This is a genomic window from Limnobacter sp. (assembly GCF_964228395.1).
Lineage (GTDB): Bacteria > Pseudomonadota > Gammaproteobacteria > Burkholderiales > Burkholderiaceae_B > Limnobacter.
In genome coordinates, this window is the sequence record NZ_CAXQZX010000129.1 from 58,414 (window position 1) to 74,062 (window position 15,649).

The window sequence follows — 15,649 nt, forward strand, 5'->3', positions numbered from 1 at the left end:
CCACCGAATAGATTTACAGGTTTTGCACATCGCGGTTCAGCCCCGTTTTTTGGTGATGGCTTGCACTTCTTCGCTGAGGCTGGAGAATCCACTTTCTGTACGCATCAAATTGGTGAAATATGCAGTGCTGGCATATTTCATGTGCATGATTTGCCCAGGCAAAAGGCCACTCATGGGCATGGCTTTGCCAAGCTGCTGGCCAGCTTTACGAATTTCCCAGCTGAGCTCTTCAAGCGCAATATCGGCTTTGTGAAGCCTGTTGCTGGTGTCTTCAAGTAAATTGCCTTGGGGCAGTGCCTCGGGTTTTTGCTGTTGAGATAAAACCGGGCTACTGTTTTGCAAAGAGTTTGTCATGCTGGTCAGCAAGGTACGAAACTGCTCAACCGACTCTGCCGGCGCATGGATGTGGGCTGGTTTTGTTGTGATGGCTGCAGTATTTACAGCAGGGTTTTGTACATTCATGCCAACCTCCGTTGAACTACTCAGGTGTGGTGACCGGTTGAGGGTTAAAGTTCCATTTCTAGGGCCGAAGCATGCAGCGCTCGCCAGACGAATCGTTGAACTTGGAGGCGTAGAACGGGTTTGGGGGTGGGGTTTCTCCAATCCCGTAAAACTGCAGTCGAAGTTCCACGCGTCGACTGGCGTCTTTTGAGTCACGAATATTGTTGAAAGAGACCCCTCCCGCCAAAAACAGTTGTTTGATCTGTTTGCGTTCCTCCGCAGTGAGGTCGATGGGATTTTTGCCGGCATGGCCAAGAATGAGGCACATGACCCATTCTGAGCGCTTCAAGCTGAGGTTCAGGTTGTAGAGATACGACCCGTCGGTGTCCGTGAAGCCTTCGACCACAACTTGTTTTAGCCATTTTTTTCCAAGGGGCGAGTTGGCTGTGGCCAATAACAATTCGAGTGTGTCTTGTAGGGCCTGCTGACCGATATCGCTTAAAGTATATTCATCGGTTTTGAAACGGCCCGCCTCTCCAAAGCTGATGCGTTGAAGTGAGCAATCAACTATCACATTGGGGTTGGTGGCGGCTGTTTGTTGGGATAGCTCTGAGCAAATGCCACCAATCTCCTGTTCGCGAATTGATATGTCAGTGGTCACTGGGCTAATGCTCTTCGGTGTTGTTTCTCGCTCGATGGGGGGAGAGATGAGTTCTTCCTGTGTTCGCGCCATTTGGCTTAAAGAAGTGACCATAACGACCAGAAACAGCACCATGAGTGCAGTCATTAAGTCTGCGTAGGAAATCCAGAAAGGGCGCTCCCCTTCGTCGCGATTGTTGCGTTGGGGTAAGTGTTGACCAAACATGATCAGGCCTCGCTGACGTTAGGCAGATGAATGTCGTTTTGCCTCGCCCTAATCACCTTGACAGCCATATCGTGGGCGTTGCCTGCCGAGGGCGAGCGTTCGTTCAGCTTTGACACCATCTCTTCAAGGGGGGTACGGATTTGGCGTAAAAGGGCTGTTTCGATTTGGGAGGCCAGTTTCCGGTTGGATTCGTTGAGGCTGTTTTCCAAGGCCTGGGTAAGCCCTGTGATCTGTTGGGTCTGAATGGATTCCAGTTGCCGGACCACGGGAACCATGGCCTGTATTAGCTCGTCTTTCATCAGACGAGCTTGGTTGCTTGTGGTGGTGGAATGCTCCACCAGCGTGGCGAGATACTCTTCGCCAACAGCGCCCTCAAAAAGCCCGTTGAGGCAGTCAACCAAGTGATCCAGTGCGGTGATGCAGCGCCCATAGAGCATCTTTTCCCAGTGGGTAATCACCATGGCCGCTGTGATGGCCGCAGCAGAGGCGTAGAAAGCATCTCGCACGCCAGCGAGCAGCACAGAAATGCTTTTGCTAATTGTTTCCGTGTTGGTGGCATCAAAATTGGATAGGCCGAATAACAAACCCGCAAATGTGCCAATGATGCCTATGCCAGTGAGTATTCCTGGCAGGTGTTTAAAGTACTCGACACTCAGTTGGCGGTCGACCACGGACGAGACAGAGAAAAAATGTGACGCGGGTACTGTGATTCTGCATTTGGTTCGCTTGAGTTGACCCTGGACATAGCTGGTTTGAGTGTGGAGCGTTTTGGCAAACTCCCGCCAAAGGGGATCAAATGGGGAATCTTGAAACACCCTTGCGACGCCGCTTTTGCGCATGCTTTCATCGCCGTCGCTCATCGAGCGTATTGTGGTTCCAATTTTTTCCAGGTTGCTACATAAACTTCGAGCGGGCACCACGTAGCGGGAGTAAAAAAAGTAGCAGGCGATCAACAAGATGATCGCAACCATGGTGGGCGGGATGAGCTGGAGAATACTGACTGCGGACATGGCTGCAAGCTCCCTTTTTTGATTGTGTGAATGCAATCGAGGTGCTTGCCCCGATGGAGAAAGGAAAATTCCCTACGGTCACTTGGTGGCTTGCAGGATTGAATGGTTCCAAAAGCAAAAAGGCACCCCGAAGGGTGCCTTTTTGCTTTGCTTGGGGGTCGGAGCCCCAAGCAATACAACAAAATTACACTGGAAGGTTGTCGGTTGGCAGTGCGCCAGTTACAGCATCCAGTGGGCTGCCGCTTGAAGAGATGGGCAGTGCAGAGAGGTCCAGCATGGAGGTCACTTGGTCCAGCGGCGTGCCTGTTTCGGGGAAACCTGGCAGGCCGGCGCTGCCGCCGCCACCACCGCTAACAGCGGCTTCCAGTGGGCCAAGCACCGCATCCAAAGGTGTGCCCGTTGGGCCTTCGGATCCACCACCGCTGTCACCGCCGGGCATTGGCAATTGGCCGAGCACCGCATCCAAAGGTGTGCCAGTTGGGCCTTCGGAGCCACCGCCGCTGTCACCGCCATCGCTTCCACCGCCTTCCAGGCCAGCGACGAGTTGGCTGGTCACTGGGGAGAGCGCATCAAACAGCTGGTCCATGCCGCCAGCCAGGGGTTCGCTGATTTGACGCAGTTGTGCCGTGCCAGAAATCAAACCGTCAAATACAGGAGCTGCACCGTCGGCCACTTGGGTGAGGCCGCCGTTGAGTGGGGTCAAAATGGGATCCAGCCCAGACACCACTTGGCTCAAGCCATCAGCAATTTGTGGGGTGGCCATGCTTAAGCCACCACCGAGCTGCTCACCCACCACGCGCAGGTTCACGGGCAGTGTGTCTGCAGCCGCGGTCACTTGGCCGTCTTCGTTACCGGCGATCACATCCACCAAGGGAGAAATGGCGGTTTCTACACCCTCGGTGATGGGGGTGACGTTGTTGTCCAGGGAGTCTGTCACCGGGCTCAGGCCGTCCAGTGCGCCGGTGCCCACGCCATTTACAGGGGTGAGTACGGGTTCAGCAGCGTCGGTCACCGGAGCGGTTTCATCGACCACGGGGGTGAGTGATTCTGTGACGGGGGCGAGTGCACCCACTGGGGCGTCCACTACGGTTGTTACGGGGCTCAAAGCGTCCACTGCGCCGTCAGCCGTGGGGGACGCGGGGCCAGCCACGCTGGTCACGGGTTGCAATGTGCCGGCGGCTGCTTCGCCAGATCCACCGTTGCCGCCGCCCGTGCTGCCGCTACCGTCATCGTCGCTGCTGCCCAGCACAAACGCTGCGCCTGCAACTGCGGCCAAGGGACCCGCCATACCACCTGCTGCAAGGCCCGCACCAAACAGACCAAACATGCCTCCAGAACCTGTGACGGCAACAGATTGGTTTTCGCCTTCAGACAACAGCTCGAAGTCGCCTTGAGCCACTTCAAACTCGGCGCCGGTTTCGCCGGTTTTGAGGGTGGCCACCGAATTGGCCTTCAAGATGCCTTCGGTTGGTGTTTTGCCCTCAGCGGCGGGGAATTCAATGTAGGCCGAGCCTTCGGCGCTGGTGGTGATGGTGTCGCCAGCCCCAATGATGTCGCCTTCTTTGAGTTGAACTTGTTCGCCGTCAGCGCGGGTCACGGTGACCTCGCCCAACACGCTTTTGATGATTCCAGTGATATCAGCCACAGTACATTCTCCGACAATGGTGTGTTCGTTTAAGAGATGGCAAAAAACTCGCCTTTGTGTGAGTTTTACTGAGAAGACCTGGAAAATGGATGCGAATTTTGACTAATATTTAACAATAGTTCACGTTATTTGTACGTGTAATGCTTACAAAATTCACCAAATCTCATCAGCACTTGCTGTTGGCGTATTGTGCTCGCCATTTGTGCAATAACTCCAGCGTCTAAGTGTAACTCTTTCGAGGGGTGTTATAGGGTGTTCGGGGTCAATCACCACGCCAGTTGTCGTATGGCCAGTTCTTTCATGATTTCTTCAGCCCCTCCGCCAATGCACATCACCTTCACTTCCCGGTAAATGCGCTCGGTGGATGAGCCGCGCATAAACCCCATGCCGCCCAGAATTTGCACAGCTTCATTGGCACAGTGCTGTAGGGTCTGGGTGGATTGGTTTTTAAGCAGGCAGATGTCGGCCACCAACTCTTGGTCGATGTTCCCCTGATCAATTTGCTCGATGGTGTTGTTGAACCACACCTCTGTGGCCCGTATTTTCGTACGCATATCAACCAGTTTGTGGGCAATCACTTGGTGCTCTATAAGCCGTTTGCCAAAGGTTTGGCGGTTTTGGGCCCAGTCGAGCGCTTCTTGCAAACACACCTTAGAAAACCCCACGCACGCCCCGGCCAGCATCAGCCTCTCGGTGTTGAAATTTTCCATGATGATGCGAAAGCCTTTGCCTTCTTTGCCAACCAGGTAATCGGCGGGCACCTCCACGTTGTCAAAGTGGATGCTGGCGGTGTCGCTCATCCACCAGCCGGTTTTTTTCAAGGGGGTGCGGGTGAGGCCTTTTGAATTCCCGGGCACCATGATCACAGAAATGCCACGCGCCCCGGGCTCGCCTGTGCGCACAGCCACGGTGAGCCAGTCAGCGCGAACCCCGCTGGTGATAAAGACTTTCTCGCCGTTGATTCGGTAATAGGCTTTGCCGTCTTTTTGAATAAGATCAGCCCGTGTTTTGAGGTTGGCCACATCTGAGCCGCCGCTGGGCTCGGTGATGGCCAGTGCGCTGATGGCTTCGCCCTTGAGCACTGCGGGCGCAATTAATTTGCACAGGTCTTCGCTGCCGTGGTTGAGCAAAGGGGGCAGGCCGATGTTGTGGCTAAAAAGCCCCGCCAACAATCCCCCCGAGCCAGCGGAGCAAACCAGGTTCGATAGCTTGAGGCGATCGGCCAGTGAACATTCAAAGCCGCCATATTCTTCGGGGTAGCCCAGACCGAGCAAGCCCAGTTCTCCGGCTTGTTGGTACAAGGCACGGGGAAACTCACCTGCTTCGTCCCATTCATTGATGTGGGGTTTGATTTGTTGGTTTACAAAACGCTCAACCGAGCGAAAAAAGTCGTCCATGGGTATGTCTCCTGCTCGCCCGTGTTTTAACCAGTGGTCCAGATCAATGGACTGTATCCATGTATTTGATCGATGCGCTTAGACCGTCGTTTGGCTACTTTCTGTTGTTGATGGCGCTGTGGCTTCTTTGAGAGTCAGCATCAACTGGTTTACATTCATTTGCTCGCCCACTTGAACCAGCACCTCTTCTACTTGTGCAGCATGCTTGACGGTGATGCGGTGTTCCATCTTCATGGCCTCAAGACACAGCAGCACAGTGCCCGGCTGTACCACGTCGCCGGGCTGAACCAGCACCTGGGTCACCTTGCCACTCATGGGGCTTTTTACTTTGGGCTGGAATGCGTTGTCTTGCCCGGCAGCGGCGCTTTGCAGACTTAGGTTGCTTGCACAAAGTGCTTGTGGGCTGGTGTTCAGCAAAAGCCATTGGTGCATGTCTTGTTGCCAATGTTGAAAGCGCACAGCTTGACCGTTGACCAAGGCTGATTGTGCAGGCGAGCCAGGCAGTTCAACCGCCACAGGCCCGTCAGGCAGGCCCTCCACCTGGTGGCGCTGGGGTGACAGGCTTTTAACCCGCAGCGCGTATTTTTTGTCCCCGTGCCCCAGCAGCACGGGGCGTTCCAGGGCCCCTGTGCTTGAAAATCCACTCATCCAGGCGGGCCACGCCCTGTGGCCGCTGGGAGGGCGTACAGCCAGCAACACAGCCAACATCGCTAAATGGGGCGTGGTGTTTTGTGGGGCCAGCAAAGCATCGGCATGTTGGGCCAAAAAACTGGTGCCAAAGTTGCCAGACTGAAAGACCGGGTGTTGTGCGATGCGCTGCAAATACAAGCCATTGTGCTCAAAGCCCACCAAGGTGGTGCGCCCCAGGGCATCGGCCAATTGTTGGCAGGCATCCAGACGATTTTTACCATGCACAATCACTTTGGCCAGCAGGCTGTCGTACCAGGGGCTAACCTCGCCGCCAACTTGCAACGCGTGGTCGGTGCGGGCGTTGGAAGCGGCTTGCCAGGCCAATACGGGGCCGGTTTGGGGCATGAAATCGCGGGCTGGGTCCTCGGCGCACAAACGGCCTTGTATGGCATGGCCAGTGAGGGCGATGTCTTTTTGTGCAAGAGAGAGAGGCTCCCCGGAGGCGATGCGCAGTTGCCATTGCACCAGGTCGATGCCGGTGATGGCCTCGGTCACCCCATGCTCCACCTGCAGGCGGGTGTTCATCTCGATGAAGTAAAAGTCACCGTTGGAGTCCAGCAAAAATTCGACCGTGCCCGCGCCCACATAGCCGGTGGCATGCACCAATTTAAGTGCGGCCTCGCCCATGCGGGCTCGAAGCGAATTGTCTACCGCCGGGCTGGGCGCCTCTTCCACAATTTTTTGGTGGCGACGCTGCACCGAGCAATCACGCTCGCCCAAATGGACGGCATGCCCGTGTGTGTCGGCGAGTACCTGAATTTCGATGTGACGGGGGTTGATGATGGCTTTCTCGAGCATCACCCGGTCATCGTTGAAGGCGCTTTTGGCTTCGAGCTGGGCGGAGTGCAGTTGCGATGCAAACTCGGATTCACTCATCACCAAGCGCATGCCACGCCCACCACCGCCTGCAAGGGCTTTGATCATCACGGGGTAACCAATGCGCTGCGCGGCGGCAAGCAGGTCGGCTGTGGTGGCTCCAGCCTCGCTGTAACCGGGTATGCAAGGCAAGCCAGCCTGCTGCGCGATTTGTTTGGCCCGTGCCTTGTCGGCCATGTCGGCGATGGCTTGCGGGCTGGGCCCCACCAGGGTGATGCCCGCATCCACGCAGGCTTGAGCAAAGGCCGGGTTTTCTGACACAAAACCATAGCCAGGGTGAATGGCGTCGGCCCCCGCTTCAAGCGCGGTTTCAATCAGTTTGTCAATTCGCAAATACGACTCAAGCGACGGGGCAGGGCCAATGCAATAAGCCTCATCGGCCTGCTGCACATGCAGGGCATGGGCGTCGGCCTCGGAGTATACGGCCACGGTTTGGATGCCCAAGGTGCGCGCAGCACGTTGAATTCGGCAGGCGATTTCGTTGCGGTTGGCGATGAGTAACTTGCGGATGCGTTGGGCATGTGCGGAGGCGTTCATGGGCACAATCGCTTAATTTGTTTTCTTCTTGCCAGGCAAAATGCCCATGAACTTGCAAATGATGCCCAGCATCACCTCGTCTGCGCCGCCACCAATTGAAATCAATCGACCGTCACGGTAAAGCTGTGAGGCGGGGTTTTCCCATGTAAAGCCCATGCCGCCCCAGAATTGCAGGCATTTGTCCGACACCTCTCGAACCAGGCGTCCACTTTTGAGCTTGCACATGCTCGCCAGTTCGGTCACGTCTTGCCCGTCAATGTAGGTTTCAGTGGCCTGCCACACCAAGGCGCGCAGGGCTTCAATTTCGGTTTTTAACTCAGCCAGCGTGTAGTGCACCACTTGTTGGTCGAGCACGGTGCTACCAAACAGTTGGCGTTGGCGGGTGTAGTCGATGGTTTCGTTCAGCACATGCATCATGCCTTCAATGCTGTTGGCCGCACCCCACAAGCGTTCCTCTTGGAACTGGATCATTTGATACATGAACCCGGCGCCTTCCATGCCAATCAGGTTGCGTTGCGGCACACGCACGTTGTCAAAGTGAATAAGACCGGTGTCGGATGCCCACATACCGATTTTATGGATTTTTTTCTCGATCGTGATGCCGGGCGTTTTCATCGGGACGATGATCAGTGATTTATTCTGGTGGGGCTTGCCTTCGCTGGTGTTGGCCAGCAGGCACATCCAGTCTGCCTGCAGGCTGTTGGTGATCCACATTTTGCTGCCATTGATCACATAGTCGCTGCCGTCTTTGCGGGCGGTGGTTTTTACGCCAGCTACGTCAGAACCCGCTCCGGGTTCTGATACGCCCACGCAAGCCACCATGTCGCCAGCAATGGCTGGGGCCAGAAATTCTTTGCGAAGCTCATCTGAGCCAAATTTGGCCAGGGCGGGTGTGGCCATGTCGGTTTGTACCCCAATGGCCATGGGTACACCGCCGCAGTGGATTTTCCCCAAAGCCTGAGCGGCCACCATCGAGTAGCTGTAGTCCAGCCCTGCGCCGCCGTACTCCTCGGGTTTGGTCAAGCCCAAGAGGCCCAAGTCGCCCATTTTTTTAAACACCTCGTGGGCTGGGAACATTTGCTCGCGCTCCCAAGTGGCCACATGGGGATTGATTTCTTTGTCGACAAAGCGCTCGATGGTGCGCTGCAGTTCTTTGTGTTCTTGGGTGAGCTTCACATCGCCTCCGGGTAATAAACCAAACGTTTGTTTGAAATAGTATCACTCAGTGAGCTAAATCGGAACCTTTAAATACATGGATTGAACTTAGTCTTACAGTGATCACTCGGTGAGTTTTTCTATGCCCATTCAAGTTAATTCAAGTACAGCGCAGTCCGCAGGTGCTGAAGGCGCATCTCTGTTCACCAAGGCAAGCCGAATGGTCGGTGAGAAGGTGGGTTCATTGTCGACTGCTGCCTCAAAGCTTGCAGGGCAATTAAAGCTTTGTATGCCCAACATCTTTCACAAACTGGTGGCTTGTGGATCGAAATCATCATCGGGTGGCGAGATCCTGAGAGCCCGCCTGGCGGAGATTGCACAGACTATTCGCCCAAATGGCGCCAATTCAAATGCACTCAGGAAAATTGACTCAAGCGAGCCTGTGACAAAAAGAATTACCGCACTCAGGGCTGAGTCTCATTTAAAGGGGTTGGAGAAACTTGCGGCTCGCTTGCCTTGGAGCAAATACGGCACGATTAACCAAAGCTACATTGAACATTTTTGTGGATTGCGTAAAGCGGCTGATCATGCTGTTCCAAATTATGACCCAAGCACCTCAGAGGGCAGTACACAACAATTAATGCATTTACACGATAGTACGCAGGGGATCATTCATAGTGAGATGTCGATCATAGAATCGATACTGAACGATATGAATGCAGTTGAAGACCCAAATATGGTCGACCCCAAGGTTAAATCAGGCTTAGAAAAGGCGCTGTCGACTTTAAAAAATACCCAAGATTTGATGAGCAAAATTAGTAGGCATGCAATTTTTGATGTTGGGGAGTCAGATCCATTTGCCATGGCAAAGGCGGCCAAGGGGCTTATGGATTCAGTAGATAAAGCCAAGGTTGGAGAGCAGTTAATCATCCCTCTTGTTTTTCATTGTTGTCGGCAAGGAGGGGCAGATTACAATGGCCACGCCACTTATCTGCTGGTCGAAAAAACCACTGAGCAAACAGTCAATATGCACATGATCAATCGCGGTCTTGGAAGCAATCAACACGCTCGCTTGTCGACAAAGCAGGATAACCTTCATGAAATGGGTATACAAAGGCCCCCCAAGGCCGAGTCAGCATTCTCAAAATGGGGGGTGAAGCTGAACCAGCCCTCAGGTTTGGACTTTTCTTTTATGCTCAATACGCTGCGTTTAACTCAGGATGGGCGTGATAGTAAATTCGCACCCGATTTCAGGCCCGAATATTCTGACAACTCGCTTAAGCAGCTTTCGAAGAACATTCGAGACTTTTACAGCAGCTTTAAGAAGCTTTCAGGGGGGCCGGCACCAGAGGGACATAAGCCCATATACCAACGTCCTCAAAAGGATGGTAACTGCATGTACTCTAATTTGAAGGCCGCGGTTAGGCATCTTTTGAATGATGAAAAAACTTACAACAAGATCGACTTATTCAAGACCGAAAAAGTGTCGGTTTTATCGATGAGCTATTTGAAAAATGCGCTGTTGAGTAACACTGGGTTAAGAACAGACAAGTTAAATCGGATGGCCTTTGATGGCGAGCAGGCGGCTCAGAAAATCATTGCGAAGCATCGTGAAGCGGAGCAGCGTGTTTTTGACGACTACAAAAGCTGATCATCTGGCGGACCACTCAAATCCATCTCAGGGCCTTGCCACCCCAAACTGCATAGGCTGCACACTGCGCTCTTGTTGAATGCAGGCAGCCAACGCCAGTGCCAACACATGACGTGTATCGCGGGGGTCGATCACCCCATCATCGAGCAGCAGGCCACTGGTGTAAAAAGCGCTGGTTTGTGATTCAAAGGTGTCGATGATTTGTTTTTTCATGTTCTCCAGCATGAATTCGGGCACCTCCATGCCCTTGCGGGCGGCGCTGGCCTGCATCACGGTGGCCATGGTGCCAGCGGCTTGCTCGGCGCCCATCACTGCGGTTGTGCTGTTGGGCCAGGCAAACACAAAGCGGGGGCCGAATGCGCGGCCGCACATGCCGTAATTGCCCGCACCAAAACTTGCGCCGCACAGCAAAGTGATTTGTGGCACGGTGGCATTGCTCACGGCTTGGATCATTTTGGAGCCATGTTTGATGATGCCCCCTTGTTCGGCGTCTTTGCCGACCATGTAACCCGTGGTGTTTTGCAGGTAAATGATGGGGGTTTTGGTTTGGCAGCAGCTTTGAATGAAATGCGTGGCCTTGGTGGCACCGGCTGTGTCGATGGGTCCCAAATTGCTGATGATGCCAATCGACATGCCCATGAGTTTGGCGTATCCGCACAAGGTGGCCGAGCCGTAGTTGGCCTTGAATTCCAGAAAGTCGGAGTCGTCCACAATGCGGGCAATGACCTCGCGCATGTCCACCGGGGTTTTGATATCTGCAGGCATGATGCCCAGCAATTCTTCGGCAGGGTAACGCGGCGCGGGTGCTTTGGGATCGGGCATCGGCAATGCGTGGCGATTGCTGTTGTTCCAATCTATTTTGGCCATCACATCGCGGGCGATTGAAATGGCGTGGCGATCGTCGTCGGCAATGTAGTCACCCAGGCCCGAGACTGAGCAATGCATGTCTGCTCCGCCCAACTCTTCATCGGTGGCAATTTCACCTGTGGCAGCCTTCAGCAGAGGTGGGCCCGCCAAAAACGCACGGGCGCGCTCGCGCACCATGATCACCACATCGCTTAAACCCGGGATATACGCCCCCCCCGCGGTTGAAGACCCATGGAGTACGTTGATGACTGGCAGTCCAGCGGCGCTGAGCTTGGCGAGGCGGTAGAAGTTACCGCCGCCCAAAATGAAGTGCTCCACTTTGTACTTGAGCAAATTGGCGCCAGCCGATTCGCCCAGGTTAATAAAAGGCAGTTTGTTTTCCAGCGCGATGTCTTGCGCTCTTTGCATTTTTTCGATGCCCATGGCTTGAAGCGCGCCCGCCTCAATGCCGGAGTCGCTGGCCACCACCATGCACAGGGTGTTGGACACATAGCCCAAACCGGCAATGATGCCGCCCCCCGGGATGCTTTTTTCGGGTTTCTGCCCGTCTTGCATGTAGCCTGCCAGGGTGCTGAGCTCTAAAAATGGCGACCCTGCATCAAGCAGCAAAGCCACGCGGTCGCGGGGCAAAAGCTGCCCGCGTTTGGCAAACGAGGGCGCTGCTTTGGAAGAGGCTTCCCGCGTGCGTTGCTCCAGCCCACGAAGGGTTTGAAGGTGTTGGCGCATGTGGGTGGCGTTGGTTTGGAACTCTGCTGAGTTGGCCTGAATGTTGGATTGCAGAATTGGCATGGTTGGGGTCACTTGCCTTTGGCCGCGCGCTCTGCGTCGCGCCGTTGAATGACCTCGGGCAGGCCTCCCAAATGGAAGCTGTTGAAGGCCGGGTTTTGTTTGCCGTTGCCCACCACCGGCCACACGCGCTTGGCGTTCACCGCTGCACCGTCAACCCGAATGCAACTGCCAGAGATGAAGGAGGCAGCTGGGCTGCACAGGAAGGTGAGCACCGCGGACACTTCCGCCTCCAGGCCCAAGCGTTGCAGGGGGATGGTTTTGTCCAATTGCATGATGGTTTGCTTCATGGGTTCGGGGTAGGTGTCCATGCCGCTGGAGGCGATGAATCCCGGGGCAACTGCGTTGACCCGCACGGGCGCCCATTCAAGCGCGGCTGTTTCCGAAAAATTCAACATGCCCGCGCGCGCAGCGCCCGAGTGCCCCATGCCGGGCATGCCATTCCACATGTCGGCGATGATGTTGGTGATCGACATGTCGGTTTTACCCAGGTTGCGAACCATGTGTTGGTTAAACACCTCCCGGGCCATTAAAAACCCCCCCGTGAGGTTGTTGCGCACCACGGTCTCCCAACCCTTGGCGCTGATTGCGCTCAATGGTGAGGGGAATTGCCCACCCGCGTTGTTGATGAGATGGTCGATTTTGCCATGGGCTTTGAGTATGTCTGCTACAGTGTCTTTCACCCGATCTTCTTCGCGGATGTCGCAACTGTGCAGGCTGATTTCGACTTTGCAGGTTTGAAGTATTTCGGCTTTGACCGCCTCTAGTTTTTCGATTTTTCGACCCACCAGTGCCAGGTTGGCGCCCAGGCTGGCCAGCTCGTGTGCGGTGCATCGGCCAATGCCAGAGCCGCCCCCGGTGACCACAATGGTTTGGCCCGAAAATAGACCAGGCTTAAAAACGGATTGGAAGCTGTTCAAAGTGGGCCTCAAAGATATTCAAGCGAACGTTTGATTGATAAGATAGGCAAATTGTCACCAACTACGGCGTACCTGTCAACGCCTGCCTGCGCATGAATCCTTCTTCTACAGCCATGCAAAAAACCATTCACATTGGGGGTGCCTGCGGTTTTTGGGGCGATAGCAGCTTGGGCACCGAGCAGTTGTTGCAAGTGCCGTGCCTGAACTACATCACGTACGATTACCTGGCCGAACTCACCTTGGCCATCATGGCGGGCATGCGCATGAAAAACCCAGAGCATGGCTATGCGCTGGACTTTGTGGAGTTGATGAAAAAAGCCCTGCCAACGGCCAAAGCCAAGGGCATACGCATTGTGGCCAACGCGGGTGGCCTGAACCCAAATGCTTGTGCCGCGGCTTTGCGCAAGGCGCTGGATGAGGTGGGGTGCCAGGCAAACATAGCGGTGGTGAGTGGTGATGACGCCACGGCCACCCTGGGGCGGTTGCGCAAAGAGGGTGTTGAGCTGAAAGACCCCCATTCAAACAAACCTGCACCCCCTTTCTTTTTAACAGCCAATGCCTATTTGGGCGCATTCCCGATAGCAGCGGCGCTGGACGCCGGCGCAGACATCGTGATTACTGGCCGCGTGGTGGACAGTGCCATGGTGTTGGGGGCTTTGATCCACGAATTTAAATGGACCCCAGGCGACCTGAATGCGTTGGCTCAAGGTAGCCTGGCTGGGCACATGGTGGAGTGCGGCGCACAGGCCACCGGTGGCCTGTTCACGGATTGGGAGCAAGTGCCCGATTGGGCCAACATTGGTTACCCTGTGGTGAGTGTGCAGGCCGATGGTGGCTTTGAGTTAAGCAAGCCAGAAGGCACCGGCGGTTTGGTGAATGTGGCGGTGGCCACTGAGCAAATGCTGTATGAAATTCACGACCCTGCCTGCTACGCACTGCCCGATGTGGTCTGCGACTTCACCACGGTGCGAATGACGCAAGTGGGCAAAGACCGAGTTCGCATCACCGGTGCGCGGGGCCGTGCGCCCAGCGATGTTTACAAGGTGTGTGCCACGTATCCAGAGGGCTTCCGCTGCATAGGGTTGTTGTCGGTGGTGGGTTTTGATGCGCACGCCAAAGCCCTTCGAACAGGCGAGGCCATTTTGGAGCGCACACGCACCATGTTCAAACGCCAAGGGTTGGCTGACTACACCTGTACCAACATTGAAATTGTGGGCAGCGAAACAGACTTGGGGCCTCACGCCCAGGCGCGGCTGGGGCATGAAGCACTGTTGCGAATTGCAGTGGTGCACCCTGATAAAAAAGGCGCATCGATTTTTTCACGAGAAATTGCGCCAGCCGGCACCAGCTATGCGCCGGGCACCAGTGGTAACTTTGGCATGGGGCGCCCAAACGTGACGCCCTTGGTGAAATTGTTTAGCTGCTTTGTGCCCAAAACCTTGCACCACCCAGTGGTGAGTATCAACAGTGAGGCACTGGCCTACAACGAGCCCGCTCACCCCTTGGCCGATGCTGGGGTGGAGGCCTGCAGCCATTTGGCGGTGCCTGAGCGCGGAGCAATCACGATACCCCCGGCCTTATTGGATCAGCCACTGCTTGCCATAGCTCACGGGCGCAGCGGCGACAAGGGCAACACCAGCAATGTGGGTTTGGTGGCCCGTGCGCCCGAATATTTTGATTTGCTTAAAACACTGGTTACTCCACAGCGGGTGAAGACCTACCTCGCCCATTTGGTGCAAGGGGATGTGCTGGTTTACGAATTGCCTCAAGTGTTGGCCTTGAATGTCGTTATGCAAGAAGCCTTGGACGGGGGTGGCATGGCTTCCATGCGCAACGACCCCTTGGGCAAAGGCATGGCGCAGCTGTTGCTCACCATGCCCATACGCCCATAGTGGGGTCCGCTCGATTGGAGGGGTACACCACGTTGGGCGGACCCCCGAGTTAGTTATCTTTTTCCTACACGATGTCTCCGTTGAATGAGATGTGAGGTGCTTCAGCGCACCTACAACACATCACACAGGAGAGATCATCATGAAATTCAATCAAATCGCCATCGTTGCCGCCATCACCACCGGTTTTGCCATGCCCGTTACTGCCCAAGCGTCTGACATCGTGACCTTGAACGGATGGGGTTCATTGTTTGCCGCAGCACATTCTGGCCAGCAGGCTTCTGCACAGGGCCAGGGCGAGTTGAAAGTGTCTGCATTCCAGCAACGCCAGGAAGCTCCAGCGGCTGAACCTGCTCCTGCTCCCGAGCAGCCCGCACCTGCCACACCCGCTCCCCAGCCAGGTGACGGCGCAGTGGCAGAGGCTCCAGAGGGCAGTGCTCCTGAAGGTGAAATGGCCAATGCAGACAACGCCACAGCCGAATCTTCTGACGCCGGCCAACAGCAAGCCAACACCGCAACTGCGAGCGTGGCTGCCAGTGTGAGCGCCAGTGTAAAAATGAGCGGCGATGGCAAAGACAAACTGGTCAAGGCTGTGGATGGTGCCTACCAAACTGCGGGTGCAGCCGTTGAAGGCGTGGTGGACGGCGCCATGGGCAATATGCAAACCATGGCCAGCCGTTCTTCAGGCAGCCGCAATGTCAATGTGAACACCAGCAAGAGTGGTTCTGTGGATGTGGCTGGTGTTGCTACCGCCAACGCCACTGGCACCGTGAGCGCAACGGCCAGCCTGGCAAATTCAGGCCAAATGGCTGCGATTGCTGCCATGACCAGCAGCCTGGTTCAGAACGTGATCGCCGCCCGCCCAGCCTCCTTGTCTGGCCTGCTGCGCTAAATATGCGTCACGCCCCTGGAAGAACCCT

General features: G+C 55.4%; 12 protein-coding genes. 3 read left to right on the forward strand and 9 right to left on the reverse strand.

Features of this window, described 5'->3' with window-relative positions; translation table 11 throughout:
- Positions 1-36: 36 nt before the first annotated feature.
- The 7 genes from ACEQU8_RS11130 to ACEQU8_RS11160 form a co-directional block, all read right to left on the reverse strand.
- Entirely contained in the window at positions 37-462 is a 426-nt protein-coding gene (locus ACEQU8_RS11130) for a hypothetical protein (RefSeq protein WP_370263619.1), read from the reverse strand.
- Between the two features lie 58 nt (positions 463-520).
- Positions 521-1,306 carry a flagellar motor protein MotB gene (locus ACEQU8_RS11135; protein ID WP_370263621.1) on the reverse strand — a complete coding sequence of 262 codons (786 nt, stop codon included), beginning with the start codon at positions 1,304-1,306 and terminating at the stop codon, positions 521-523.
- Positions 1,307-1,308: 2 nt separating this feature from the next.
- The gene (locus tag ACEQU8_RS11140; RefSeq protein WP_370263623.1) at positions 1,309-2,316 is read right to left on the reverse strand and encodes a hypothetical protein; all 1,008 of its coding nucleotides are present in this window, start codon (positions 2,314-2,316) and stop codon (positions 1,309-1,311) included.
- A 184-nt stretch (positions 2,317-2,500) separates the two neighbouring features.
- Positions 2,501-3,961, reverse strand: coding sequence for a hypothetical protein (locus ACEQU8_RS11145; RefSeq protein WP_370263625.1), 1,461 nt, complete (start codon positions 3,959-3,961; stop codon positions 2,501-2,503).
- A 266-nt stretch (positions 3,962-4,227) separates the two neighbouring features.
- Positions 4,228-5,358, reverse strand: a complete 1,131-nt coding sequence (locus ACEQU8_RS11150; RefSeq protein ID WP_370263627.1) for an acyl-CoA dehydrogenase family protein — start codon at positions 5,356-5,358, stop codon at positions 4,228-4,230.
- 78 nt (positions 5,359-5,436) lie between these two features.
- Positions 5,437-7,461 carry a biotin carboxylase N-terminal domain-containing protein gene (locus ACEQU8_RS11155; protein ID WP_370263629.1) on the reverse strand — a complete coding sequence of 675 codons (2,025 nt, stop codon included), beginning with the start codon at positions 7,459-7,461 and terminating at the stop codon, positions 5,437-5,439.
- Positions 7,462-7,473: 12 nt separating this feature from the next.
- Positions 7,474-8,637 (reverse strand): acyl-CoA dehydrogenase family protein, encoded by a 1,164-nt coding sequence (locus ACEQU8_RS11160; protein WP_370263631.1) that lies wholly within the window; start codon positions 8,635-8,637, stop codon positions 7,474-7,476.
- A 121-nt stretch (positions 8,638-8,758) separates the two neighbouring features.
- Here ACEQU8_RS11160 and ACEQU8_RS11165 point away from each other — a divergent pair, with 121 nt between their 5' ends.
- Positions 8,759-10,267, forward strand: coding sequence for a hypothetical protein (locus ACEQU8_RS11165; RefSeq protein WP_370263633.1), 1,509 nt, complete (start codon positions 8,759-8,761; stop codon positions 10,265-10,267).
- Positions 10,268-10,294: 27 nt separating this feature from the next.
- Here ACEQU8_RS11165 and ACEQU8_RS11170 read toward each other — a convergent pair whose 3' ends face one another.
- Positions 10,295-11,923: an acyl-CoA carboxylase subunit beta gene (locus ACEQU8_RS11170; protein WP_370263635.1), complete on the reverse strand. Its 1,629-nt coding sequence runs from the start codon at positions 11,921-11,923 to the stop codon at positions 10,295-10,297.
- An 8-nt stretch (positions 11,924-11,931) separates the two neighbouring features.
- A complete protein-coding gene (locus tag ACEQU8_RS11175) occupies positions 11,932-12,840 on the reverse strand; it encodes an SDR family oxidoreductase (RefSeq protein ID WP_370263637.1) in 909 nt (302 codons plus the stop codon).
- Positions 12,841-12,932: 92 nt separating this feature from the next.
- Between ACEQU8_RS11175 and ACEQU8_RS11180 the strand changes: the two genes are divergently transcribed.
- Both ACEQU8_RS11180 and ACEQU8_RS11185 read left to right on the forward strand, forming a co-directional pair.
- Positions 12,933-14,732 carry an acyclic terpene utilization AtuA family protein gene (locus tag ACEQU8_RS11180; protein WP_370263639.1) on the forward strand — a complete coding sequence of 600 codons (1,800 nt, stop codon included), beginning with the start codon at positions 12,933-12,935 and terminating at the stop codon, positions 14,730-14,732.
- 139 nt (positions 14,733-14,871) lie between these two features.
- Positions 14,872-15,621: a hypothetical protein gene (locus tag ACEQU8_RS11185; RefSeq protein WP_370263641.1), complete on the forward strand. Its 750-nt coding sequence runs from the start codon at positions 14,872-14,874 to the stop codon at positions 15,619-15,621.
- The last annotated feature ends 28 nt before the right edge of the window (positions 15,622-15,649 follow it).

Coding starts and splice junctions, on each gene's coding strand:
- ACEQU8_RS11155 (WP_370263629.1), bottom strand. CDS start 7,461: ATGAACGCCTCCGCACATGCCCAACGCATCCGCAAGTTACTCATCGCC.
- ACEQU8_RS11140 (WP_370263623.1), bottom strand. CDS start 2,316: ATGTCCGCAGTCAGTATTCTCCAGCTCATCCCGCCCACCATGGTTGCG.
- ACEQU8_RS11165 (WP_370263633.1), top strand. CDS start 8,759: ATGCCCATTCAAGTTAATTCAAGTACAGCGCAGTCCGCAGGTGCTGAA.
- ACEQU8_RS11185 (WP_370263641.1), top strand. CDS start 14,872: ATGAAATTCAATCAAATCGCCATCGTTGCCGCCATCACCACCGGTTTT.
- ACEQU8_RS11135 (WP_370263621.1), bottom strand. CDS start 1,306: ATGTTTGGTCAACACTTACCCCAACGCAACAATCGCGACGAAGGGGAG.
- ACEQU8_RS11170 (WP_370263635.1), bottom strand. CDS start 11,923: ATGCCAATTCTGCAATCCAACATTCAGGCCAACTCAGCAGAGTTCCAA.
- ACEQU8_RS11150 (WP_370263627.1), bottom strand. CDS start 5,358: ATGGACGACTTTTTTCGCTCGGTTGAGCGTTTTGTAAACCAACAAATC.
- ACEQU8_RS11130 (WP_370263619.1), bottom strand. CDS start 462: ATGAATGTACAAAACCCTGCTGTAAATACTGCAGCCATCACAACAAAA.
- ACEQU8_RS11180 (WP_370263639.1), top strand. CDS start 12,933: ATGAATCCTTCTTCTACAGCCATGCAAAAAACCATTCACATTGGGGGT.